This is a genomic window from Pseudomonas sp. B611, from assembly GCF_055407965.1.
Genome location: NZ_JBUZST010000004.1, coordinates 225,302 through 246,304 on the forward strand (window position 1 = coordinate 225,302; position 21,003 = coordinate 246,304).

Consider the following 21,003-nt stretch of genomic DNA (forward strand, 5'->3'; position numbering starts at 1 on the left):
ATTCGCGCCATCCTAACGCGCTGGCAATGGTTGGTGCAGCCCCTTTCCGGTTGCCGGGATAGACGGCGAACGTCAAACTCAGGGGGGCGTTCTCAATTAGTTTCCCCGTCGCGCCGGGCCTGATGCTGTGCAGGGCAAGGCGCGAGAAGCGTGGTTTGGTCGTTCCAAATAAGCTTCGAGCAACGCAGCCCTGCACAGCATCAGGCCCGGCCCTTCGGGTTGTGCCTTAAAGCGGGCCAGGCTGCGTTGCAGGCCTTGAAAAGGGAACACCATTCCCTGCGGCCTGCGCCTTGCCTGGCCCGCTTTAAGGCGACAACGCGACGGGGAAACTAATTGAGAACGCCCCCCTAATCAGCTTAGTGGCGAACTGACTGCCCTGCCGGTAGTCGAAGCTGCACCATTTCGCTCTTATCGTTAGACGAAGGACATCCATGTCGCTTTTAAAAATCGCCTCCGTGGCCTGCATCGCACTGACCCTGGGTGCCTGCCAAACCCTGTTTCAACCGAGCTGGCGCACACCGCTGGAAGCCACCCGCGACGCCACCGAGCAAAGCAAGCCGGGTTGCGCCAGCGCCGACTGCCCGCTGGTGAATATCGATACCGTGCACTTCGCCAAGGAGCCCAAGCTGGATGCCTTGATCGAACAGCGTTTGCTGGAAATGACCCAGGCCGACCCGCTGCCCACCAGCCTGGCAACGTACAGCGAGCAGTTCCTGCGCAGCGCCGCACCGCGCAACAGCATGTACTTGCAGGCCAAGGTACGCGAGCAGCATGACGGCTTGGTGATCATCGAGCTGTCCAGCTACCTGGACCAGGGCGCCACCCACGGCGAGCCGGGCCGCGCGTTCATCAACTATTCGCGCCAGCAGCAAAAAGCCCTGTCGCTGACCGACATGCTGCTGCCCGGCAAAGAAGACGCCTTCTGGAAGGCTGCCCAGGTCGCCCACAACAGCTGGCTGATCAGCACCCGCCTGAGCCTGGAGCCGGAGTTCGTGAAGACCTACCCCTTCCAGAAAACCCCGAACGTGGCGCTGACCTATGGTGGCGTGATCCTCAAATACCCCACCACCACCATCGCGCCTTACGCCCTGGGCCACGTCGAGCTGCAGATTCCCTACTCGCGCCTGGAAGGCATCCTCAAGCCTGAACTGGTGCCCGCGCGCCGCTGAAGGCGCGACCGAGGATAAGCTGCAACAGCCCTGCCAGCACCAGCGCCGGCAGGGTCGCGCCGACATCCGGATACAGATTGGCCAGCAGATGGTAAGTACCGATGCCCCCCAGCCAGGCCACCAGCGCCGGCCAGCGCAACGCGGCGACCACACCCTGGCCACGGCGGCGCAGGATGAAATGATCCACCAGCACCACGCCAAACAGCGGCGCGAACACCGAACCGATCAGCAGCAGGAAGTTCTGGTACTGGGCCAAAGGCGCAAAGCAGGCGATCAGCGTACAGATCACGCCTATTGCCAAGGCCAGATGCTCGACCTTCAAGCGCAACAGGATGCCGATGGACACCGCCGCCGAGTGAATATCGGCAAAGGCGTTTTCCGACTCATCCAGCAGGATCAGCAACAGCGGAATCCCCAGGCCGGCACCGGCCAAGGCCAACAGCAGCGCATTCACTTCACCGCTTGGCGCAAACGCCAGGGTGTAGGCCACGCCCAGGCTCATCAGCCAGAAATTGCCGATAAAGAAGCCCAGCGCAGTGCCGCCAAACACATTTTTGGCGCGCTTGCCGAACCGTGAGTAATCGGCGATCAGCGGCAGCCACGACAGCGGCATGGCGATGGCAATGTCGAAACCCACCGCAAACGGCAGCGAACCGTCACCGGCCTGGACCCAGAGGGCGGCAAGGTCAGCCTTGGCAAACAGGTTCCAGGTCAGCCACAGGCAGGCGGCGAGCAGCAGCCAGATGCCCCATTTGCGCAGGATCTGGCGCACGAAGGTGAGCGGGCCACTCACGGCCAGCAAGGTCGCCAAACCACCAAAAAACAGCGTCCACAGCAACGGGCTGGCCAACAGGCTGCCGTCGCTGAACGCCCGCGTGCCCAACAGGCTGGCGGCGTCGCGCATCACGATGATTTCGAACGAGCCCCAGCCGATCAGCTGCAGCAGGTTGAGCAGCGCCGGCAGGCTCGCGCCTTTGGCACCGAGGCTGAGTTTGAGGGCGGCCATGGCGGACAGGCCGGTGTCACTGCCGATCACGCCGACGGCGGCCAGCAGCAACACGCCGACCAGGGTGCCGAGGAAGATCGCCAGCAGCGAACCGGACAAGCCCAGGCCCGGCGCGAGCAAGGCGCCGGTTTGCAGGACCATCAGGCCGATGCCGAGGGAGAACCACAGGGAGAACAGGTCGCGGGCGCCGAAGACTCTTTGGTCGCTCGGCACTGCGGTATCAGGGGAGTAGGTACTCGGTTGAATGCTCAAGGGTGTTATCTCTGAGGAACAGATCGTTCCCACGCTTTGCGTGGGAATGCCGCTTTGGACGCTCTGCGTCCGCCTGTGTGACGCAGAGCGTCACGGGATGCATTCCCACGCGGAGCGTGGGAACGATCAGTGGGTCAGACCTTCTTGTACAGCTGGCTACCTTCCTGCTTGAACCGCTCCGCCTGCTCCGCCAAGCCCTTGGCCACATCCACATCCACCGCATCAATGCGCTGGTTGGCCGCGTACTCACGCACTTCCTGGGTGATCTTCATCGAGCAGAACTTCGGCCCGCACATCGAGCAGAAATGCGCGACCTTGGCCGAATCCTTCGGCAGCGTTTCATCGTGGTACGAACGCGCGGTGTCCGGGTCCAGGCCAAGGTTGAACTGGTCTTCCCAACGGAATTCGAAGCGCGCCTTGCTCAAGGCGTTGTCGCGGATCTGCGCGCCTGGATGGCCTTTCGCGAGGTCAGCAGCATGGGCCGCGATCTTGTAGGTGATGATCCCGGTCTTCACGTCATCCTTGTTCGGCAGCCCCAAGTGCTCCTTCGGCGTCACGTAGCAGAGCATCGCGCAGCCAAACCAACCGATCATCGCCGCACCGATCCCGGAGGTGATGTGGTCGTAGCCCGGCGCAATGTCGGTGGTCAGCGGGCCGAGGGTGTAGAACGGCGCTTCGTCGCAGCACTCCAGCTGCTTGTCCATGTTCTCCTTGATCAACTGCATCGGCACGTGGCCCGGGCCTTCGATCATGGTTTGCACGTCGTGCTTCCAGGCGGTTTTGGTCAGCTCACCAAGGGTTTCCAGCTCGCCGAATTGCGCGGCGTCGTTGGCGTCGGCAATCGAACCCGGGCGCAGGCCGTCGCCAAGGGAGAAACTGACGTCATAGGCCTTCATGATTTCGCAGATCTCGTCGAAATGCGTGTAGGTGAAGTTCTCTTTGTGATGCGCCAGGCACCACTTGGCCATGATCGAGCCGCCACGGGACACGATGCCGGTGACGCGCTTGGCGGTCAGCGGCACGTAGCGCAGCAACACACCGGCGTGGATGGTGAAGTAGTCGACGCCCTGCTCGGCCTGCTCCACCAGGGTGTCGCGGAACAGCTCCCAGGTCAGGTCTTCGGCGGCGCCGCCGACTTTTTCCAGGGCCTGGTAGATCGGCACGGTACCGATCGGCACCGGCGAGTTGCGGATGATCCACTCGCGGGTTTCGTGGATGTGCTTGCCGGTGGACAGGTCCATCACGGTGTCCGAACCCCAGCGGATGCCCCAGGTCAGTTTCGCCACTTCTTCTTCGATGGACGAACCCAGGGCGCTGTTGCCGATGTTGCCGTTGATCTTCACCAGGAAGTTACGGCCGATGATCATCGGTTCCAGTTCGGTGTGATTGATGTTGGCCGGGATGATCGCGCGGCCACGGGCGATTTCTTCGCGCACGAATTCCGGGGTGATGATCTTCGGCACGCTGGCGCCGAAACTGTGGCCGGCGTGTTGTTGGTCCAGCAGGCCACTGGCGCGGGCTTCTTCGAGCTTCATGTTTTCGCGGATGGCGACGTATTCCATCTCGGCGGTGATGATGCCTTTGCGCGCGTAGTGCATCTGCGTGACGTTGGCGCCGGCCTTGGCACGGCGCGGGTTCTTCACGTGGGCGAAACGCAGCGCGGTCAGTTCGGCATCGCTGAGGCGCTGCTGGCCGAAGTGCGAGCTGAGGCCCGAGAGGCGCTCGGTGTCGTTACGCACTTCGATCCACGGCGAGCGCACATCGGCCAGGCCTTTGCGCACGTCGATGATCACATTGGGGTCGGTGTAGGGGCCGGAGGTGTCATACACCACCACAGGCGCGTTGATTTCACCGCCGAAATCGGTGGGGGTCACGTCCAGGCTGATTTCACGCATCGGCACGCGGATGTCCGGGCGAGTGCCCTGCACGTAGACTTTTTGCGAGCGGGTAAAGGGCTGCACGGAGCCGGAGTCGACCTTGGCCGATTCACTCAAATGCACGGTATTTTTTAGTTTTGTCGTCATCACGGGCTCTCCAACTTTCTATCCAGGCGGTGGATTTTTGTCGGAGCGAACCTGTGACGGATGGACGCACTGAAACCAGTGCTGTGCTTGGCGCACGAGGGCTGTTCGATTGTCGAACAGCATCCCGGACGAAGCACAAGAGGACTCGCCGGGTGACGAGAAATCTTGTTCCCTACGCAGGCGCTAACCTGATCAGGTTCAACGGGATCCGGTATTTACCGATCTCAGCCTTCCAACAAGGCACCCCGACAAGAACGCGGCCAGTCTAGACCATGGCGTGGGCAAATTGCCAATAGCGGTGCATTCAGCATGATGAATGGCGTAATTGCAGGATTGTTGTGCCGTGATCGCGCCACTACACTCGGGGACTGCCTCAAGGCTTGACGCCAGGATTGGCCAGCCTTAGCCTTGGGCGCTAAATTATCACCGTAATATTCAATCTAGGGAACGCCTCATGCTGCGCAAACTCTCACTGGCTCTTGCCGTGTCTTGTGCGACCAATGGAATGGTTTGGGCAGCAGAAGCGCCCTTGTCCGCCAACACTGACTTGGTCAGCGTCTACCAGGAAGCGGTGAACAACAACGCCGACCTGGCCGCCGCCCGCGCCCAGTACGGCGCACAAAAGGAAGTGGTGCCCCAGGCCCGCGCCGGCTTGCTGCCGAACCTGTCGGCCGGCGCCGACAGCAACAACGTGCGCACCCAGCTTGCGCAGCCCGCCGGCACCGCCAATCGCGACGCGCATTCGTGGCGCGCGACCTTGAGCCAGCCGCTGTTCCGCGCCGACCGCTGGTTCCAGCTGCAAGCCGCCGAAGCCGTCAACGAGCAGGCCGCGCTGCAACTGTCGGCCACCGAGCAGAACCTGATCCTGCAAAGCGCCGAAAACTACTTCGCAGTGCTGCGCGCCCAGGACAACCTGGCCTCCACCAAGGCCGAAGAAAATGCCTTCAAGCGTCAGTTGGACCAATCCAACGAGCGCTTCGACGTCGGCCTGTCGGACAAGACCGACGTGCTGCAATCCCAGGCCAGCTACGACACTGCCCGCGCCAACCGCATCCTCGCCCAGCGCCAGGTGGAGGACGCGTTTGAAGCGCTGATCACCCTGACCAACCGCCAGTACAACTCGATCCAGGGCATCGTCCACAGCCTGCCGGTGCTGCCGCCGCTGCCGAACGACGCCAAATCCTGGGTCGACACCGCCGGCCGCCAGAACCTCAATTTGCTGGCCAGCAACTTCGCCGTCACCGCCGCCGAAGAAACCCTCAAGCAACGCAAGGCCGGCCACGCGCCGACCCTCGACGCCGTGGCGCAGTACGAAAGAGGCGATAACGACGCCCTCGGTTTCAGCAACCCGAATGCCTTCGGCACGCCGTACCGGGGCGATGTGGAACAACGCACCGTCGGCCTGCGCCTGAGCATCCCGCTGTACAGCGGCGGCCTGACCAGCTCGCAAGTGCGCGAATCCTACTCACGCCTGGACCAGACCGAGCAGCAACGCGAGGGCCTGCGCCGCCAGGTGGTGGAAAACACGCGCAACCTGCACCGCGCGGTGAACACCGACGTGGAACAGGTACAGGCGCGCCGCCAGTCGATCATCTCCAACCAGAGCGCGGTGGAAGCCACGGAAATCGGCTATCAGGTGGGCACGCGCAATATCGTCGATGTGCTGGATTCACAGCGCCAGCTGTACTCGTCGGTGCGCAATTACAACAACAGCCGTTATGACTACATCCTCGACAACCTGCGCTTGAAGCAGGCGGCAGGGACGTTGAACCCAGGGGATTTGCAGGAGTTGGCGCGGTATCTGAAGGCGGACTACAACCCGGATCGGGATTTCCTGCCGCCGGATCTGGCCAAGGCGGCTGCCGAGCAGCTCAAGGCCCGCCCGGGTTACTGATAACACTGCAAAACCAATGTGGGAGCGGGCTTGTGTGGGAGCGGGCTTGCTCGCGAATGCGGTAGGTCAGCCAATACATGTGGTGACTGACACACCGCTTTCGCGAGCAAGCCCGCTCCCACATTTGACCTCTGTTGTCAGTGGGTGATGAGTTTGCCCAAGCCATCCAGCAAACGCTTCAAAGCACCTTGGTTGGCCTGCATCACCTTCAGCCCCGCCTGCCCCATCCTGCGCGCATCCTGCGGCAACTCGAACAATTGGCGCACAGCCTCGGCCAACCCTTGCGCATCATCCACCTGCCGCAACGCCCCTGCCTCACGCATCATCGCGGTGATTTCGAGGAAGTTGAACACGTGCGGCCCCATGATCACCGGTTTTGCCAACGCCGCCGGTTCCAGCGGGTTGTGCCCTCCGGTCGCCACCAGGCTGCCACCGACAAAGGCGCTGTCGGCCAAGGCATACAGAAACAGCAATTCGCCCATGGTATCGCCGAGCAATACCGACGTTTGCGGGGTGACGGGTTCGCCCGTGGAACGGCGCACCGTGGCGAATCCCTGCTGCCCACACAGGTCGAACATCGGCCCGAAACGCTCCTGGTGGCGCGGCACCAGAATCAATAGCGCATTGGGGTAGCTGTCGAGCAACTGGCGATGAGCGGCCAACACCACTTCATCTTCGCCTTCGTGGGTACTGGCGGCGATCCACACCGGGCGCTCCGTGGCGCCCCATTGCTCACGCAACGCGGCAGCGCGCTGCGGCAGTTCGGGGTCGATGGTCAGGTCGAACTTGATCGAGCCGGTGACGTCGACGGTTTCAGGACGCGCACCCAGGCTGCGGAAACGCTCGGCTTCAGTCTCGGTCTGCACCGCGAGCAGGCTCATCTCAGCCAGCATCGGCGCCGTCAGCTTGGCGAAACGCCCGTAGCCCTTGGCCGAGCGTGCCGACAACCGACCGTTGGCCAATGCCACGGGAATCCCGCGCTGGGCGCAGGCGTGGATATGGTTGGGCCACAGTTCGGTCTCCATGATCACCGCCAGTTTCGGCTGCACGCGATCAAGAAACCGCTTGGCCGCGCACGGCAAATCATAGGGCAGGTAGCAGTGCTGCACGCGCGGTTCATTGGCGAACAAGGCCTGAATGCGCTCGGAGCCGGTGGGCGTCATGCAGGTGACGGTGATTGGCAGCTGTGGATAACGTTCCAGCAGCCCGCGCACCATCGGCGCAGCGGCGATGCTCTCGCCCACCGACACCGCATGCACCCAGATCCCGCCCGGCTGCAACACCGGCAAGCCATACGAGAAGCGCTCGCTGACCCGCTTGGCATAGGCCGGCGCCTTGCGCGCGCGCAGCCACAGACGTAAAGCCACCAACGGCAGCGCCAGATAAAACAGACAGCTATAGAGAGTTCTATTCATGGCGGCGGAGTTTATCGGCTTTTTCAGTCAATCGCGCGTAGGCACTCGGCAAAACGCTCCGCCAAAAAACGCGCAGCCGGGCCGAGGGGTTCGTCGCGCCGCCACACCAGCTCCACCACCAGCGCCGGCGGGGTCCATTCGCTGTCGAGCTCGACCATCTGGTTCTGATAGGTCGGGTACTGCACCACATGCCGCGGCAACCAGGCCCAACCCAGGCCACGGGTCAGCCATTCGGCCAACACATAGAAGCTGTCCGCCCGCCACACCTGCGGGCTGGCGGCCTCGCTGCCGGGGTAGACACTGGTCTGGGTCGACATCAGCAACTGGCGATACTGCGCCAGCGCCTGGCAATCCACGGTTTTCTGCCGGGCCAGCGGATGATTGCGCCCGCACACGGTGACCATCTCCACGCTGCCCACCACCCGCCGCTCCAACGCTTCGGGGATTTGATCGTGATAGAACAACATCCCCAGGTCGGCCTTGCGCTCCACCAGCTTGCGTGCGACATCGCCTTGGGCGGCGCTGGAAATCTGCACTTCCAGATTGGGAAATTGCCCAGCCAGCGCATCCAGGCTGTCGAGCACCGGCTGATACAGCATCGCCTCATCCTGGGCCAGGCGCAGGCAGGCCTCTTCGCCGCGCAGCAATGACAGCGCCCGGCCGTTGAGACGCTCACACTGGCGCAGCACTTCCCGGGCTTCTTCCAGCAACACCGTGCCGGCTGCGGTCAGGCGCGGCTGGCGGCCGCTGCTACGCTCGAACAGGCTCACGCCCAGGTCGGCTTCCAGCAGCGCAATCCCATTGCTCACCGCCGATTGCGCCTTGCGCTGCCCGCGCGCCACCGCCGAAAACGAGCGCTGCTCGGCGACGCTGACAAACAGGCGCATCTGTTCCAGGTTCCATTGCACGCTCATGGCTCAACCCATCTTTAATTCGGATAGGTAATGACTTTACCCCATCTGCTAAAGCCCTAAAATGCCGACCTTATCAAAAGCGCTTCACACCGAGGATTAGCCCATGAACCCTGCCTACTATTACTTGGCTATCGCCATCTGCTCGGAAGTGATCGCCACCGTTTCCATGAAAGCCATCAAAGGCTGGAGCACCCCGATTCCACTGGCGCTGGTGATCGTCGGCTATGGCGTCGCCTTCTGGATGCTGACCCTGGTGGTGCGCACCGTGCCGGTGGGCGTGGCCTACGCGGTGTGGGCCGGGATGGGCATTGTGATGGTGAGCATCGCGGCGCTGTTTATCTACGGGCAGAAACTCGACCTGCCGGCGATGCTTGGCATGGGCCTGATTGTGCTGGGCGTAGTGGTGATCCAGTTGTTCTCGAAAACCGCCGGGCACTGACCGCCACGCAACAGCCTGTATACTGCGCCTCTTGTCTTGAACACTGAGGTCGCCCATGCCATCCGTTATTTCCACCGACGTTCTGATTGTCGGCGCCGGGGTTGCCGGCCTCTGGCTGAATGCGCGCCTGCGCCGCCAGGGGTTTTCCACGGTGTTGGTGGAAAGCGCCACCTTGGGTGGCGGGCAAAGCGTGAAGTCCCAGGGGATCATTCACGGCGGTGCGAAATACGCCCTGCACGGCGCCCTCACCGGCGCCTCCGAAGCCATCGCCGACATGCCGCGCCGCTGGCGCGAAGCCTTGGCGGGCAACGGTGAGCTGGACCTGACGGGCGTGCGCCTGTTGTCCGAAGCCCATTACCTGTGGTCCCCCGGCACCCTCGCCGGCAACCTCACCAGCTTCTTCGCCAGCAAGGCCGTGCGCGGGCGTGTCGATCAGGTCAAGGGCGACGACCTGCCGCCAGCCCTGCAAGACCGCCGCTTCAAGGGCAAGGTCTATCGCCTGGCCGAGCTGGTGGTGGACGTGCCCAGCCTGATCGAACGCCTGGCGCAATTGGCCGGCGACGGCCTGCTCGCCGGGCAGCACATCGCCCCGCTGCTGGAAGGCAACAAGCTGGTGGGCGTGACGGTCGATGGCCGCGCGATCCGCGCACAACGCATCGTCTTGAGCGCCGGCGCCGGCACTGCGGACTTGCTGACCGCCCTGGGCCTGAGCAAGCCGGCGATGCAAAAACGCCCGTTGCACATGATCATCGCCAAAGGCCCCGGCCTGAAGCCGCTGTACGCCCACTGCCTGGGCGGCGGCACCAAGCCGCGCATCACCGTCACCACCCACCCGGCCGCCGATGGCAACTGGGTGTGGTACATGGGCGGCGACATTGCCGAGGCCGATGGTGTGGCGCGCACGCCTGCGGAGCAGATCGCCACTGCCCAGCAAGAGCTGGCGCAGTTGCTACCGTGGATCGACATGAGCCAGACCCAATGGGCCACGCTGCGCGTCGACCGCGCCGAGCCCCTGCAAACCGGCCTGAGCCGCCCCGACAACGCCTTTGTCTTTGAGGATGGTCGCCTGCTGGTGGGCTGGCCAACCAAGCTGGCCTTGGCGCCGGACTTCGCCGATCGGGTGATCAATGCCCTCGAACGCGACGGCATTCGCCCAACTGCGAGCGAACCCTTGCCTGAGTTGCCTAAACCCGCCATCGGCGTACCAGCGTGGGAGCAACTGCTGCCATGAGCCTGCCAACCCTGCACGATTTGCATCGCCCTTTGGGCAGCACCGGCCTGCTGGTCTCGCCGCTGGGCCTGGGCACGGTCAAGCTGGGCCGTGACCAAGGGGTGAAGTACCCCAATGGCTTCCAGATCCCCGACGACGATGCCGCACGCATGCTGCTGCGCCAGGCCCGTGAACTGGGCATCAACCTGATCGACACCGCGCCAGCCTATGGCATGAGCGAGGAGCGCCTGGGCCCGCTGTTGCGCGGCCAGCGCCAGGACTGGGTGATTGTCAGCAAGGTCGGCGAAGAGTTCGACAATGGTGTGTCCCGCCACGACTTCAGCGCGGCCCACACGCGCCTGTCGATTGAACGCAGCTTGAAACGACTGGAAACGGATTTTATCGACCTGGTGCTGGTGCATTCCGACGGCAACGACCTGCACATCCTCAACGATTGCGAGGTCTACCAGACCCTGGCCGAGCTCAAGCAGGAAGGCAAGATTCGCGGTTTCGGCTTTTCCGGCAAAACCGTCGAAGGCGGCGTGAAGGCTCTGGAACAGGGTGATTGCGCGATGGTCACCTACAATTTGAACGAACAGGCCGAGAAAACCGTCATTGATTATGCGGCGGCCCATGGCAAGGGCATCCTGGTGAAGAAAGCCCTGGCCAGTGGCCACGTTTGCCTCGAGCCTGGAATGGATCCAATACACGCCAGTTTCATGCTGTTGTTTGCGCAAACCGGCGTTGCCAGTGCTATTGTCGGGACCATCAATCCGCTGCACCTGGCCCATAACGTGGCGACCGCTGCCCGGGTCATCCGTCAACTCTGATGCCGCCGACGCGGCCGACCCCGTCGCAAGAAGGAGCCGACATGCCGCGCACGCTCATTAGAAAAAACCCCAGCAACTTCAAGACACTGCCGCTGCACGTCGAAGCCACCCCCGAAGGCCTGAACTACCAGAGCGTCGGCATGCCGCTCAACTTCGCCCAGACCCTGCAACGGCGCAAGCCGGTGGAAGTGGCCGACCCCGAGCGTTTCGTGCTGGAACTGGCGAACCTCGGCGTGTCGGTGCGCCTGACCCTGCATTGGCAAAACAAGGATTACTGGGTGCTGGTGCGCCAGCGCCGCCAAGACCGTGGCGATGTGGTGCTCAAGTTGATCTCCGGTTACGTACCGGCCCACGAGCTGAACCTGCCGCTGCACACGGCGATCCAGGAAATTGCCGAAGAATGCCTGCTGGAGACGCCTGAAGGCTGGCTTGGCGGGCGTTTCAACGACACCTGGCTGCCGGCGCCCTACTCCGCCGCGCTGCACTATCGCGAAGCCCTGCCGTTTCGCCTCAGCCCGCTGTCCGGCGCCGCGCGCCCGGTGCGCTGCGCCACCACCCAATTGATCGAACGCCCACGGGCCTACGTGCACCTGCCCACCGCATCGCTGCAACTGATCTATGACTTGCGCCTGGAAGTGCCGAAGGAAGCCAAGTCCCTGAGCCTGTTCCATGTGGACGAACGCCTGGAAGGCGACCAGTTGGTGGCACGTCTCGACCGCCAGCGCCCGGACCTGTACCTGATGCCGTTGAAAGACGGCCAGCCGCTGGCCGAGTTGTACACCGTCAAAAAAGATCAGCTGTACCCGGCCAGTACGCGCGGGTTGTACCTGGCGGAAAGCTTCGCCCAGCAGGAAGGCTGGCTGGTGCGTGAAGAGCGGATTCGCTGGAAGGATTGGCTGCGCCAGCAGGGCTTGGCGGAGCCGGAGAAAGAGTCGAAGTTGAAGCGTTTGGCACAGCGGGTGCTGCGCAAGATAACGCCGAAGAAGAAAGCCAAGGCCTAAGGCAACGCTACTGTGAGACTGGCTTATGTGGGAGCTGGCTTGCCTGCGATGGCATCACCTCGATCTAAGTGAAGACCGAGTCGCCTGCATCGCAGGCAAGCCAGCTCCCACACAAGCCCGCTCCCACATATGTGATTGCGTCAGCCTTTGAGCAAGCGTTCCAGGCCGACCTTCAGCGGGGTCGGCTCGGGTAGTGCGAAGCTCGCCAACAACCGCTGGTTATTCGCCCGCGAGTGGCGAATGTCCCCAGAGCGCGCCGGGCCGTAAGTCACCACGGGCAACTTGCCGACAATCTCTTCCAGCGCCTGCAACACCTGCTTGAGCGTGGTCGTGCGATTCCAGCCCACATTGATCGCGCCCAACGGTGCGTCCGGCGCTTCAATGGCTTGCACCAGCACGTCAACCAGGTCTTCCACGTACATGAAGTCACGAGTCTGCTCGCCATCGCCAAACACGGCGATCGGCACGCCCTGCTGCACGCGCTCGCTGAAGATGCTGATCACCCCGGAATACGGCGAGGACGGGTCCTGGCGCGGGCCGAAGATATTGAAGAAGCGGAATATCACCGGCTCCAGGCCATGCTGGCGGCGGTAGAAATCAAAGTAGTGCTCACCGGCCAACTTGTCGGACGCATACGGCGTCAACGGCGCCTTGGTGGTCTCTTCGTCAATCGAAGCGCCCTCGCCGTTATTGCCGTACACCGCCGCGCTGGAGGCAAAGACCACGCGCTTGACGCCCGCCTTGCGCATCGCTTCGCACACATTCAGAGTGCCGACAAAATTGCTCTGGTGTGTGCTGACCGGATCATCCACCGACGCCTGCACCGAAGCCACCGCCGCCAGATGAACCACCGCCGCCGTGCCGACAGCGGCACGCGCCACCAGCTCGGCGTCGGCCACATCGCCTTCCAGCAATTCGACACGCGGGTTATCCAACGCCAGGTTACTGCGCTTGCCGGTGGACAGGTTGTCCAACACGCGCACGCCGTAACCCTTGGCCAACAATGCATCGACCAGGTGCGAGCCGATAAAGCCCGCACCACCGGTAATCAGGACACACTTACTCATTGTTGCGGATCTTCTCGACGATGGCCGTGGTCGAGCTGTTTTCAACCAGCCCCAACACTTTGACTGTGCCGCCGTAGGCGCTGACGATGTCGGCCCCCACCACCTGGTCGACGGAATAGTCCCCGCCCTTGACCAGCACGTCGGGCTTGACCTGGGCCAGCAGGTTTTCCGGGGTGCCTTCGGCGAAGCTGATCACCCAGTCCACTGCGCCCAGACCGGCCAATACAGCCATGCGCCGGTCAACGCTGTTGATCGGACGGCCAGGGCCTTTCAGGCGGCTGACCGAGGCATCGTCGTTGACCGCCACGATCAGGCGATCGCCTTGGGCGCGCGCCTGTTCCAGGTACGTCACGTGGCCGGCATGCAGGATGTCGAAGCAGCCGTTGGTGAACACAATGCTTTCGTTGTGGGCACGGGCATCGTCAATTGCCAACAGCAATTGCTCGATCCCCAGCACCCCGCGCTCCGAGCCTTCGGAACGCTGGATCGCGCGGCGCAGTTCCGGCGCGCTGATGGCAGCGGTACCCAACTTGCCCACCACGATGCCCGCGGCCAGGTTGGCCAGGGCCACGGCGTGGGGCAGTTCCTCGCCGGCCGCAATCGAGGCGGCCAGGGTGGAAATCACCGTGTCACCGGCGCCAGTGACGTCGAACACTTCACGGGCACGGGCCGGCAGGTGCATCGCCGGATGATCCGGGCGCAACAGGGTCATGCCGTGTTCGCCACGGGTCACCAGCAAGGCGCCGAGGTCAAGGTCGGCCATCAGCGCCGCGCCTTTGCTCACCAGCTCGTGCTCATCGGCGCAACCGCCAACGATGGCTTCGAATTCGCTGAGGTTCGGCGTGATCAGGCTGGCGCCGCGATAAATCGAGAAGTCCTTGCCCTTGGGATCGGCCAGCACCGGAATGCCTTTGGCCTTGGCGGCCTGGATCAGCGCCTGGTGGTTCTTCAAGGCGCCTTTGCCGTAGTCGGACAACACCAGCACCTTGATGCCTTCGAGCAACTCATCGACCTGACCGCTGAGGGCCAGGGCGTCGGTGGCGAAGGGTTCTTCAAAATCGATGCGCAGCAATTGCTGGTGACGGCTCATGACCCGCAGCTTGACGATGGTCGGCTGATGGGCGATGCGCTGGAACTGCGCGCGCACGCCGGCACCGCGCAGGCTGTTGGCCAGGCTGTCGGCGGCTTCGTCGTCGCCGGTCACGCCGACCAGGGAGGCCGGGGCGCCGAGGGCGGCAATATTGAGGGCAACGTTGGCAGCGCCGCCTGGGCGGTCTTCGATTTGCTCGACCTTGACTACCGGTACCGGCGCCTCAGGGGAAATCCGTGAGGTACCACCATGCCAGTAACGGTCGAGCATGACATCGCCGACCACCAAGACAGGGGCTTGATCGAATCGCGGCATGGACAACTTCATGGAGCAACCCACATACAAAATGAACAGGGGCGCGATATTAGCACAGGGTGAGCGCCGCCTTGTCCGAGAGCTTTATCTGTAAGACATCCGGCCGCACAACTGCTCACTTTTTAAACAAAACCGCCAGGATGTGCTCCACGGCTTCGGCCAACTCGACCTCGTCGGTGTTGATTTCGCAGTCGGCCTGCCGGGGGGCTTCATAGGGGCTGTCCAGCCCGGTGAAGTCCTTGATGCGCCCATCCAGCGCCGCCCGGTACAGGCCCTTGGGATCGCGGCGCACACAGATCGCCAGCGGCGTACTGACATACACCTCAAAAAACTGCCCCGGCTCGAACAGTGCCCGCGCCGTCTCGCGGTCGGCACTGAACGGCGAGATCGCCGATACGATCACGATCAGCCCGGCATCCACCATCAGCCGCGCCACTTCGCCAATGCGCCGAATGTTTTCCTTGCGCGCCACCGCGCCCATGCCCAGGTCGCTGCACAACCCGGCGCGCATGTTGTCGCCATCGAGCACGAAGGTGTGCCGGCCCTGCTCGTTGAGCTGCACTTCCAGCGCATTGGCCAGGGTCGACTTGCCCGACCCGGACAACCCCGTCAGCCACAGGCAACAAGGTTGCTGGTGCTTGAGCGCGGCGCGGGCGGCCACTGTCAGCGACAGGGCGAAGGGACGCACGTCGGCGACGCTGCTGGAAAGCGACGAGTTATTCATAACCCAAGACCTCGTAATCGCGCTGATAGGCACGCCTGACCAAACGGCGCGTACGCAAGGAGCAAAAGTCCCGGACGGGTTCGCTGCGACGCCCAAGGGAAACATTGAGATGAGGCAAGGCCGCGTCCAGCCCAAGGCGTTCGCAGACGCTGCGAAAATCCCGCTGCAGGTGCTCCTGGCGCCCAAGAAAATCCATGGACATGCGCCCCAGGTGATCCACCAGGAAGTCGGTCTGAGGGGCAAAGTGCAGTTGCCGGCGCAGGTTGTCCGGGTGCAGCCAGCCGGCGACGAAGTGATCAAAGTCGCGATAGCTGCCCACCAACGCCTGGGCCTCCCGATCCCGGCTGCCCATGCTGTTGCCGCGCAGATAGGTGTACGCCGAGTAGGCGCGTTCCAGCGGGTCACGTACGAAGGCAAACTTGAAACTGTCGGCGCAATGCGCGGGGAATTGCTGCTCATACCAGTGGTACGGCAAATGCCCCGGCCAGCGCCCATCCAGCAGCACCGAGCAGACACTGCTGCCAGCGCACTTGGGCACATGGATGAACACACAGGCATGTTTTACAAACGCGGGCGGAAGGACGGTCAATGCCGACATGGACTTGTTGACCGCCTGCCGATCCACCACCGACAAACGCCCCAACAAAAAAGCCCTCTGCTGTTTGGGCAGCAGTTTCCAGAACAGACGTTGCAACATTCCATTACCCACGCAAGAAGGTTAACCCTCTCGTTCGTCATTCGAATCGAGAAGGCCAACATAACAAACGATAGGCGGCGAATTATTTGGCTTTGGTCAAGCCTGTAAGGGGCTTGATACAAAAACGGGGCGCATTGCGCGCCCCGTCTTGTCAGGTGATGTTGGCCGTTGCCGGCTCGTCCAGCCCCATGGCGTGCAGGCGGGAGTAGTAGCCCCCCATCGCCAGCAGCTCAAGGTGTGTACCACGCTCGACAATTTCGCCGTGATCCATGACCAGAATCAGGTCGGCTTTCTCGATGGTGGACAGGCGGTGCGCGATCACCAAGGTGGTGCGGCCCTTCATGACCTTGTCCAGCGCGGCCTGGATGTGCCGTTCGGACTCGGTATCCAGCGCCGACGTGGCTTCATCGAGGATCAGCAGCGGCGCGTTTTTCAGCAACGCGCGGGCAATCGCCAAACGCTGACGCTGGCCGCCGGACAGCAGCACGCCGTTCTCACCGACTTCGGTGTCGAGGCCCTTGGGCAGCTCGGCGATAAAGTCCATGGCGTAGGCATCCCGCGCCGCTTTCTCGACGTCTTCACGCGGCGCGCCGGCCAGGTCGCCGTAGGCAATGTTGTTGGCCACGGTGTCGTTGAACAGCGTCACGTGCTGGGTCACCTGGGCCACGTGGCGGCGCAGGTTGCGCAGACGGTAGTCTTCGATTTCCACCTCGTCGAGGAGGATTTCGCCGGTCTCGTGGTGATAGAAACGCGGGATCAGCGCGGCCAGGGTGGACTTGCCACTGCCCGAACGCCCGACCAGCGCGACCATCTGGCCTGGCGCGGCGGTGAAGCTGATGTTCTTCAGCACTTCACGTTCGGTGCCGGGGTAGGTGAAGCTCAGGTTGCGCACGTCCAGACGGCCGCTGACCCGTTCTTTCTCGACGGTGCCGGTGTCCACTTCAGGCTCGACATCCAATTGCTCGAAGATGCTTTCGGCACCCGCAACGCCCTTCTGAATGGTCGAACTGACTTCCGACAACTGGCGGATCGGCTTGGGCAGCAGGCCCGCCGCAGTGATGTAGGCCACCAGGTCGCCGGCTGTCGCGTCGCCCCGCAGGAACAGCACCAGGAACATCAGCGCCGCCATCGCGGTGTAGATCACCAGTTGCAGCATGGGTGTGTAGACCGCGCCGGTCTTGGTCATGCGCATCTGTTTTTCGGTGTTGCTCATGCTCGCCTTGGCAAAGCGCTGCTCTTCGTAGGTTTCCCCACCGAAGCTGCGCACCACGCGGTAGCCCTGGATCGTCTCCGAGGCCACGTGGGTCACATCCCCCATCGCCACCTGGATTTTCTTGCTCTGCTTGCGGAATTTCTTGCTGGTGCTGCCGACCATCGTGGCGATGATCGGCAGGATCGCCAACATCACCAGGGTCAGCTTCCAGTTCATCCACAGGAGGTAGCCGAACAGGAACACCACCGTCAGGCCTTCGCGGATCACGACTTTGATCGCATCCGTGGCGGCGCCGGTGACCATGGTCACGTTAAAGGTGATGCGCGAGATCAGGTGCCCGGAACTGTGGGTATCGAAATAACGGTTAGGCAATACCAGCAGTTTATTGAACAACTGCACCCGCAGGTCGTGGACCAGGCCCAGGGATACCTTGGCCAGGTAGTAGTTGCCCAGGAACGAGCCGAGGCCCTGCCACGCGGCGATCAGGACGATCAGCAGCGGCACGGCCATCAGCAGTTTCAGGTCCTTGAGGTACGGCACGCTGGGGAAAAACACCACGTCCGGGTTGCTCAGGCCGTCAACAAAGTATTTGAGGATCCCGGCCAGCATCGGCTGGGTGGACGCGAAAATCACGAAACCGACGATGCTCACCAGGAACATGCCGATGTAGGGTTTCACATAGCCCAGCAGCCTGAAATAGATTTTCAGGCTGGATTCCTGTTCCGCTTTGGGCGGTGCGTCACTCATTGTCGAGCTCACTGATTAGGTAGGGCGGCAACTTTATCACAAGCATCGGGTTTGGCCCGAGCCCAGACCGATATGCTGACCAGTGCGATCGGCAGCCAGGTAATGAACCATTCGGCACGCGGGGTACCGGTGAGGTTGGCCGCGTCGAACTGCATCGCCAGGGTGGAGAACACCCAGATGCCGATGAGGCCTTTGCCGTAATGGGTGTCACGCACCTTCCAGGCTTGCCACAGCGCGCCGAACCACACGGCGCACCACAGCAGCAGGCCCGGCAGGCCCAGCTCGATGGCGATGTGGGTGAACAGGTTGTGGGAGTGGTCGAAACGGAATTCATTCCAGAACACGTAGTAATCACCCCCCAGGCCCAGGCCGGTCCACGGGTGCTCGCCGATCATCTGCAAGGCCACCATGAAAATCTGCGGGCGGAACGACACGCCACGGGAAAGCAACAGCGACTGCATCGACACAAACACCACCACCGCCGCCACCGCTGCGGCGATCGCAATCACCGTGCTGCGTCGGTCGCGACTCCACAGCGGCATCGCCACCACGCTCAACAGCAAGGCCAACGCCGCGCCACGGCTCTGACTCGCCACCACAAACAGGCCGAGCAGCCCGATCGCCCCTAGAAAGACCACTTGCAGCCAGCGCCCACGCGGCATCCAGTGCAGCATCCACACCGCGGCCAGACCCAGGACATAAGCGCCAAGGATGGGGTGGGACAACTGCCCCAGCCCTTCAAGGCGAGCGTCCCAGGCGTTGCCTGCAAGGCCATAGAACTTGATCATCGCCAGCAAAGCCGACAGGGCCAGGCCAATGCCGCCCCACTGCATCAGGCGAACCACCTGGTCGGTCCGCCCTTGGGCGAGTATCGGCAAGAACAGCAGGAATACGCCGATATACAGCAAGCGTTTGGCTTCGCGGGAAGGGTCCTCGGCATTGGTCCACAGCAAGCTGACCAAGCCCCAGGCCGCCATCACGCCAAGCGTCAGGTAGAGTCCGCGCTGGGCGTGCCAGACTTGCTTGAGCTGCTCACGGGCAGACCAGGCAAACACCATGGCCGGAAGCCACAAAAACAGCGTCAGCCCCTGTTGATAGATCTTATTGGTCGGCGCGAAGGTGATTGCCAGTAAAAACCACAGCAGCCCAAAACCCATCCATCCTTGCGCCCAACGACTTGCTTGCATCATCCGCTCCTAATACGGCCAACCTGCCTCCCCGGCATGGTTAAAACCCAAAACTTTCGGCATCATTGCCGACTAATGTGCCCGCGACTCCCACAAGGTTTCCTGACGATGCAATGTTCAAGGCTTCCCCAAGCCGCTCTAAACACGATGATTGAAGGCGCCAGAATCCTGGAGAAGGACAGCTACGGGCCCAAAGTCTACCTGCTGACGGACGGGAACATCCTTAAACTGTTTCGTCGCAAACGGTTTTTCTCTTCCGCGTTGTTTCGCCCGTACTCCAAGCGCTTCATCGATAACGCGCTCGGGCTGCAAAAACGCGGCATTCCCACCCTCACCGTGCTCGACAGTTTCCAGTTGGACGCGCCCGGCATGACCGCCGTGCTGTATCGCCCACTACCGGGCGAGACACTGCGCCAGATCGCCAACCGGGAAGGCTTCGACTGGGAACAGAACCTGGAACCTTTGGTGGCACTGATTCGCCGCCTGCACGGCGCCGGAATCTACTTCCGCTCCCTGCACCTGGGCAACATCGTCGTGACGCCGGACAACCAGATGGGCCTGATCGACGTGGCCGACCTGCGCTTCCTGCGCGCGCCGCTGAGTCCGGCGCTGGTCAAGCGCAACCTGCAGCACTTCGCCCGCTATATTGCGCGCGAGAAGCTGAACGAACGCTTTCCAATGCAAGCGCTCGAGCAAGCCGTGCTAGCGGGGTGAGAGCAACCGACGGGCGGTGGCGGTGAAATCCTGCCACGCCTGCTCCGGCGCCAGCGCCGCCAACTGAGCCGCCACGGCGGCGTGCGGGCCGGTTGCAAAGGCGCGTTCCAGCAGCTGCGTCCAGGCGTCGACAGCGTCAGCCGGCGCGTACCAACCGGCGTCAGCCAATTGCTCGCGGAACACCGCCAGTTCGCTGGTCAGTACCGGCACACCCGCCATCACGGCCTCCTGCACAATCAACCCAAGCCCCTCTTCGGAAGACGGTATCGCCACCCAGTCAAACGCGCGATACAGAGTCGCCGCGTCGGCCAAGTGTCCCGGCATAAAGACTTTGCCGCGCAGGCCCAGGCGTTCGATCTGCGCTTCAAGCTCCGCACGCGCAGTGCCTTCGCCAATGATCACCAAGCGCGCCTCGGGCCGACTGGAGGTCACGGCGGCAAACGCATCCAGCAAACAGGCAAAACCCTTGCTGCCCACCAGACGCCCCACGGCGCCCAGCACCGGAGCGTTGTCTGCGGCCAGGCCCAATTGCGCGCGCGCCTGTTCACGAGGCAGCATCGCGCCGCAAAAAGCGCTGGGGTCGAAGGCGCTGCGCAGCACCGCCACCGGCCGCTGCAAATCATGCTGCAGCGAGTCGGCCAGGGTCTGCGACACGGCCGCCACTGTTAATTGAGTCTCGGAAAATTGCTCGAACAGCGTGCGATCCGTGCGACGCAAGCGCGTCATGCCATGAAACAGCACCACGACACGTACCTCAGGCAAAGCCTTGAGCACCGGCAACAGCACCCGCGCAACGCCGACGCCATCGATCAGCACAACCTTCACATCATCCGGCAGCGCCCGGCGAAAACGCGCACGCATGCGCGGGACAAACAGCTTCCACAGGTGACGCCCCTTAAGCTGAGCCGATGAGAGGTTCCACTCCCGCGCCCCATCGCCCGCTTCTGCACCACCCTGAAGCAGCCAGGTTTGCACGAGAGCGCCGCAATCAATGCTGCCAAGCACTTGCTGGTGGACCTTCTGCACCGAGGCGAATGCAGAACCACCTGCCCACATGATGTTAAGGATGCTCATCGACTAAAAAGGACCTTCTGC

At 62.7% G+C, this 21,003-nt stretch carries 18 protein-coding genes and 1 riboswitch; of the genes, 7 read left to right on the plus strand and 11 right to left on the minus strand.

The features are described from left to right. The first annotated feature begins 431 nt into the window (after window positions 1–431). Window positions 432–1,169, plus strand: coding sequence for an RsiV family protein (locus tag ACZRMO_RS11775; RefSeq protein WP_463972961.1), 738 nt, complete (start codon window positions 432–434; stop codon window positions 1,167–1,169). Here ACZRMO_RS11775 and cytX read toward each other — a convergent pair. Next, entirely contained in the window at window positions 1,138–2,427 is a 1,290-nt protein-coding gene (gene cytX, locus ACZRMO_RS11780; RefSeq protein WP_463972962.1) for a putative hydroxymethylpyrimidine transporter CytX, read from the minus strand. The genes ACZRMO_RS11775 and cytX overlap by 32 nt on opposite strands. Window positions 2,428–2,561: 134 nt before the next feature. Beyond that, on the minus strand, window positions 2,562–4,451 hold the full coding sequence (gene thiC / locus ACZRMO_RS11785; RefSeq protein ID WP_124525531.1) for a phosphomethylpyrimidine synthase ThiC: 1,890 nt from the start codon (window positions 4,449–4,451) through the stop codon (window positions 2,562–2,564). Window positions 4,452–4,603: 152 nt separating this feature from the next. Beyond that, window positions 4,604–4,709: riboswitch (TPP riboswitch) on the minus strand. A 196-nt stretch (window positions 4,710–4,905) separates the two neighbouring features. Between thiC and ACZRMO_RS11790 the strand changes: the two genes are divergently transcribed. Beyond that, the gene (locus ACZRMO_RS11790) at window positions 4,906–6,345 is read left to right on the plus strand and encodes a TolC family outer membrane protein (protein WP_463972963.1); all 1,440 of its coding nucleotides are present in this window, start codon (window positions 4,906–4,908) and stop codon (window positions 6,343–6,345) included. A gap of 137 nt (window positions 6,346–6,482) precedes the next feature. On the opposite strand, the gene waaA is transcribed toward ACZRMO_RS11790, so the two are convergent. Then, complete coding sequence (gene waaA / locus ACZRMO_RS11795) at window positions 6,483–7,760, minus strand: lipid IV(A) 3-deoxy-D-manno-octulosonic acid transferase (RefSeq protein ID WP_463972964.1); 1,278 nt, start codon at window positions 7,758–7,760, stop codon at window positions 6,483–6,485. A gap of 23 nt (window positions 7,761–7,783) precedes the next feature. After that, on the minus strand, window positions 7,784–8,674 hold the full coding sequence (locus tag ACZRMO_RS11800; protein ID WP_463972965.1) for a LysR family transcriptional regulator: 891 nt from the start codon (window positions 8,672–8,674) through the stop codon (window positions 7,784–7,786). Between the two features lie 103 nt (window positions 8,675–8,777). On the opposite strand from ACZRMO_RS11800, the gene ACZRMO_RS11805 reads away from it, so the two are divergent. Genes ACZRMO_RS11805 through ACZRMO_RS11820 form a run of 4 tightly spaced genes read left to right on the plus strand, consistent with a single transcriptional unit; the run spans window position 8,778 to window position 12,154 of the window. After that, the gene (locus tag ACZRMO_RS11805; RefSeq protein ID WP_017734929.1) at window positions 8,778–9,113 is read left to right on the plus strand and encodes a DMT family transporter; all 336 of its coding nucleotides are present in this window, start codon (window positions 8,778–8,780) and stop codon (window positions 9,111–9,113) included. Between the two features lie 55 nt (window positions 9,114–9,168). Next, window positions 9,169–10,344: an NAD(P)/FAD-dependent oxidoreductase gene (locus ACZRMO_RS11810; RefSeq protein WP_463972966.1), complete on the plus strand. Its 1,176-nt coding sequence runs from the start codon at window positions 9,169–9,171 to the stop codon at window positions 10,342–10,344. Continuing rightward, window positions 10,341–11,153 carry an aldo/keto reductase gene (locus tag ACZRMO_RS11815; RefSeq protein WP_463972967.1) on the plus strand — a complete coding sequence of 271 codons (813 nt, stop codon included), beginning with the start codon at window positions 10,341–10,343 and terminating at the stop codon, window positions 11,151–11,153. Before ACZRMO_RS11810 ends, ACZRMO_RS11815 begins: the two co-directional genes overlap by 4 nt. A 41-nt stretch (window positions 11,154–11,194) precedes the next feature. After that, entirely contained in the window at window positions 11,195–12,154 is a 960-nt protein-coding gene (locus ACZRMO_RS11820; protein WP_017734926.1) for a hypothetical protein, read from the plus strand. Window positions 12,155–12,294: 140 nt separating this feature from the next. Here ACZRMO_RS11820 and ACZRMO_RS11825 read toward each other — a convergent pair whose 3' ends face one another. The 6 genes from ACZRMO_RS11825 to ACZRMO_RS11850 form a co-directional block, all read right to left on the minus strand. After that, window positions 12,295–13,221, minus strand: coding sequence for an NAD-dependent epimerase/dehydratase family protein (locus ACZRMO_RS11825; RefSeq protein WP_463972968.1), 927 nt, complete (start codon window positions 13,219–13,221; stop codon window positions 12,295–12,297). Next, on the minus strand, window positions 13,214–14,638 hold the full coding sequence (hldE, locus tag ACZRMO_RS11830) for a bifunctional D-glycero-beta-D-manno-heptose-7-phosphate kinase/D-glycero-beta-D-manno-heptose 1-phosphate adenylyltransferase HldE (RefSeq protein ID WP_124525523.1): 1,425 nt from the start codon (window positions 14,636–14,638) through the stop codon (window positions 13,214–13,216). Before hldE ends, ACZRMO_RS11825 begins: the two co-directional genes overlap by 8 nt. Before the next feature lie 103 nt (window positions 14,639–14,741). After that, entirely contained in the window at window positions 14,742–15,350 is a 609-nt protein-coding gene (gene cysC, locus ACZRMO_RS11835; protein ID WP_463972969.1) for an adenylyl-sulfate kinase, read from the minus strand. Further along, window positions 15,343–16,047, minus strand: coding sequence for a sulfotransferase family 2 domain-containing protein (locus ACZRMO_RS11840; protein ID WP_463972970.1), 705 nt, complete (start codon window positions 16,045–16,047; stop codon window positions 15,343–15,345). The genes cysC and ACZRMO_RS11840 overlap by 8 nt, the downstream gene beginning before the upstream one ends. 151 nt (window positions 16,048–16,198) lie before the next feature. Continuing rightward, window positions 16,199–18,007, minus strand: coding sequence for a lipid A export permease/ATP-binding protein MsbA (msbA, locus tag ACZRMO_RS11845; RefSeq protein WP_463972971.1), 1,809 nt, complete (start codon window positions 18,005–18,007; stop codon window positions 16,199–16,201). Between the two features lie 8 nt (window positions 18,008–18,015). Next, window positions 18,016–19,194: an O-antigen ligase family protein gene (locus ACZRMO_RS11850; protein ID WP_463972972.1), complete on the minus strand. Its 1,179-nt coding sequence runs from the start codon at window positions 19,192–19,194 to the stop codon at window positions 18,016–18,018. A gap of 147 nt (window positions 19,195–19,341) precedes the next feature. On the opposite strand from ACZRMO_RS11850, the gene ACZRMO_RS11855 reads away from it, so the two are divergent. Further along, window positions 19,342–19,908, plus strand: coding sequence for a BUD32 family EKC/KEOPS complex subunit (locus tag ACZRMO_RS11855; RefSeq protein ID WP_463972973.1), 567 nt, complete (start codon window positions 19,342–19,344; stop codon window positions 19,906–19,908). On the opposite strand, the gene ACZRMO_RS11860 is transcribed toward ACZRMO_RS11855, so the two are convergent. Further along, window positions 19,897–20,982, minus strand: coding sequence for a glycosyltransferase (locus ACZRMO_RS11860; RefSeq protein WP_463972974.1), 1,086 nt, complete (start codon window positions 20,980–20,982; stop codon window positions 19,897–19,899). The two genes, ACZRMO_RS11855 and ACZRMO_RS11860, sit on opposite strands and share 12 nt — an antisense overlap. Between the last annotated feature and the right edge of the window lie 21 nt (window positions 20,983–21,003).

What these genes read in the sequence shown, in the direction of transcription:
- ACZRMO_RS11860 (WP_463972974.1), bottom strand. Translation starts at nt 20,982, where the DNA reads ATGAGCATCCTTAACATCATGTGGGCAGGTGGTTCTGCATTCGCCTCG.
- ACZRMO_RS11840 (WP_463972970.1), bottom strand. Translation starts at nt 16,047, where the DNA reads ATGTTGCAACGTCTGTTCTGGAAACTGCTGCCCAAACAGCAGAGGGCT.
- msbA (WP_463972971.1), bottom strand. Translation starts at nt 18,007, where the DNA reads ATGAGTGACGCACCGCCCAAAGCGGAACAGGAATCCAGCCTGAAAATC.
- ACZRMO_RS11850 (WP_463972972.1), bottom strand. Translation starts at nt 19,194, where the DNA reads ATGCAAGCAAGTCGTTGGGCGCAAGGATGGATGGGTTTTGGGCTGCTG.
- hldE (WP_124525523.1), bottom strand. Translation starts at nt 14,638, where the DNA reads ATGAAGTTGTCCATGCCGCGATTCGATCAAGCCCCTGTCTTGGTGGTC.
- ACZRMO_RS11805 (WP_017734929.1), top strand. Translation starts at nt 8,778, where the DNA reads ATGAACCCTGCCTACTATTACTTGGCTATCGCCATCTGCTCGGAAGTG.
- ACZRMO_RS11825 (WP_463972968.1), bottom strand. Translation starts at nt 13,221, where the DNA reads ATGAGTAAGTGTGTCCTGATTACCGGTGGTGCGGGCTTTATCGGCTCG.
- ACZRMO_RS11810 (WP_463972966.1), top strand. Translation starts at nt 9,169, where the DNA reads ATGCCATCCGTTATTTCCACCGACGTTCTGATTGTCGGCGCCGGGGTT.
- ACZRMO_RS11815 (WP_463972967.1), top strand. Translation starts at nt 10,341, where the DNA reads ATGAGCCTGCCAACCCTGCACGATTTGCATCGCCCTTTGGGCAGCACC.
- waaA (WP_463972964.1), bottom strand. Translation starts at nt 7,760, where the DNA reads ATGAATAGAACTCTCTATAGCTGTCTGTTTTATCTGGCGCTGCCGTTG.
- ACZRMO_RS11800 (WP_463972965.1), bottom strand. Translation starts at nt 8,674, where the DNA reads ATGAGCGTGCAATGGAACCTGGAACAGATGCGCCTGTTTGTCAGCGTC.
- thiC (WP_124525531.1), bottom strand. Translation starts at nt 4,451, where the DNA reads ATGACGACAAAACTAAAAAATACCGTGCATTTGAGTGAATCGGCCAAG.
- cysC (WP_463972969.1), bottom strand. Translation starts at nt 15,350, where the DNA reads ATGAATAACTCGTCGCTTTCCAGCAGCGTCGCCGACGTGCGTCCCTTC.
- ACZRMO_RS11855 (WP_463972973.1), top strand. Translation starts at nt 19,342, where the DNA reads ATGATTGAAGGCGCCAGAATCCTGGAGAAGGACAGCTACGGGCCCAAA.
- ACZRMO_RS11790 (WP_463972963.1), top strand. Translation starts at nt 4,906, where the DNA reads ATGCTGCGCAAACTCTCACTGGCTCTTGCCGTGTCTTGTGCGACCAAT.
- ACZRMO_RS11820 (WP_017734926.1), top strand. Translation starts at nt 11,195, where the DNA reads ATGCCGCGCACGCTCATTAGAAAAAACCCCAGCAACTTCAAGACACTG.
- ACZRMO_RS11775 (WP_463972961.1), top strand. Translation starts at nt 432, where the DNA reads ATGTCGCTTTTAAAAATCGCCTCCGTGGCCTGCATCGCACTGACCCTG.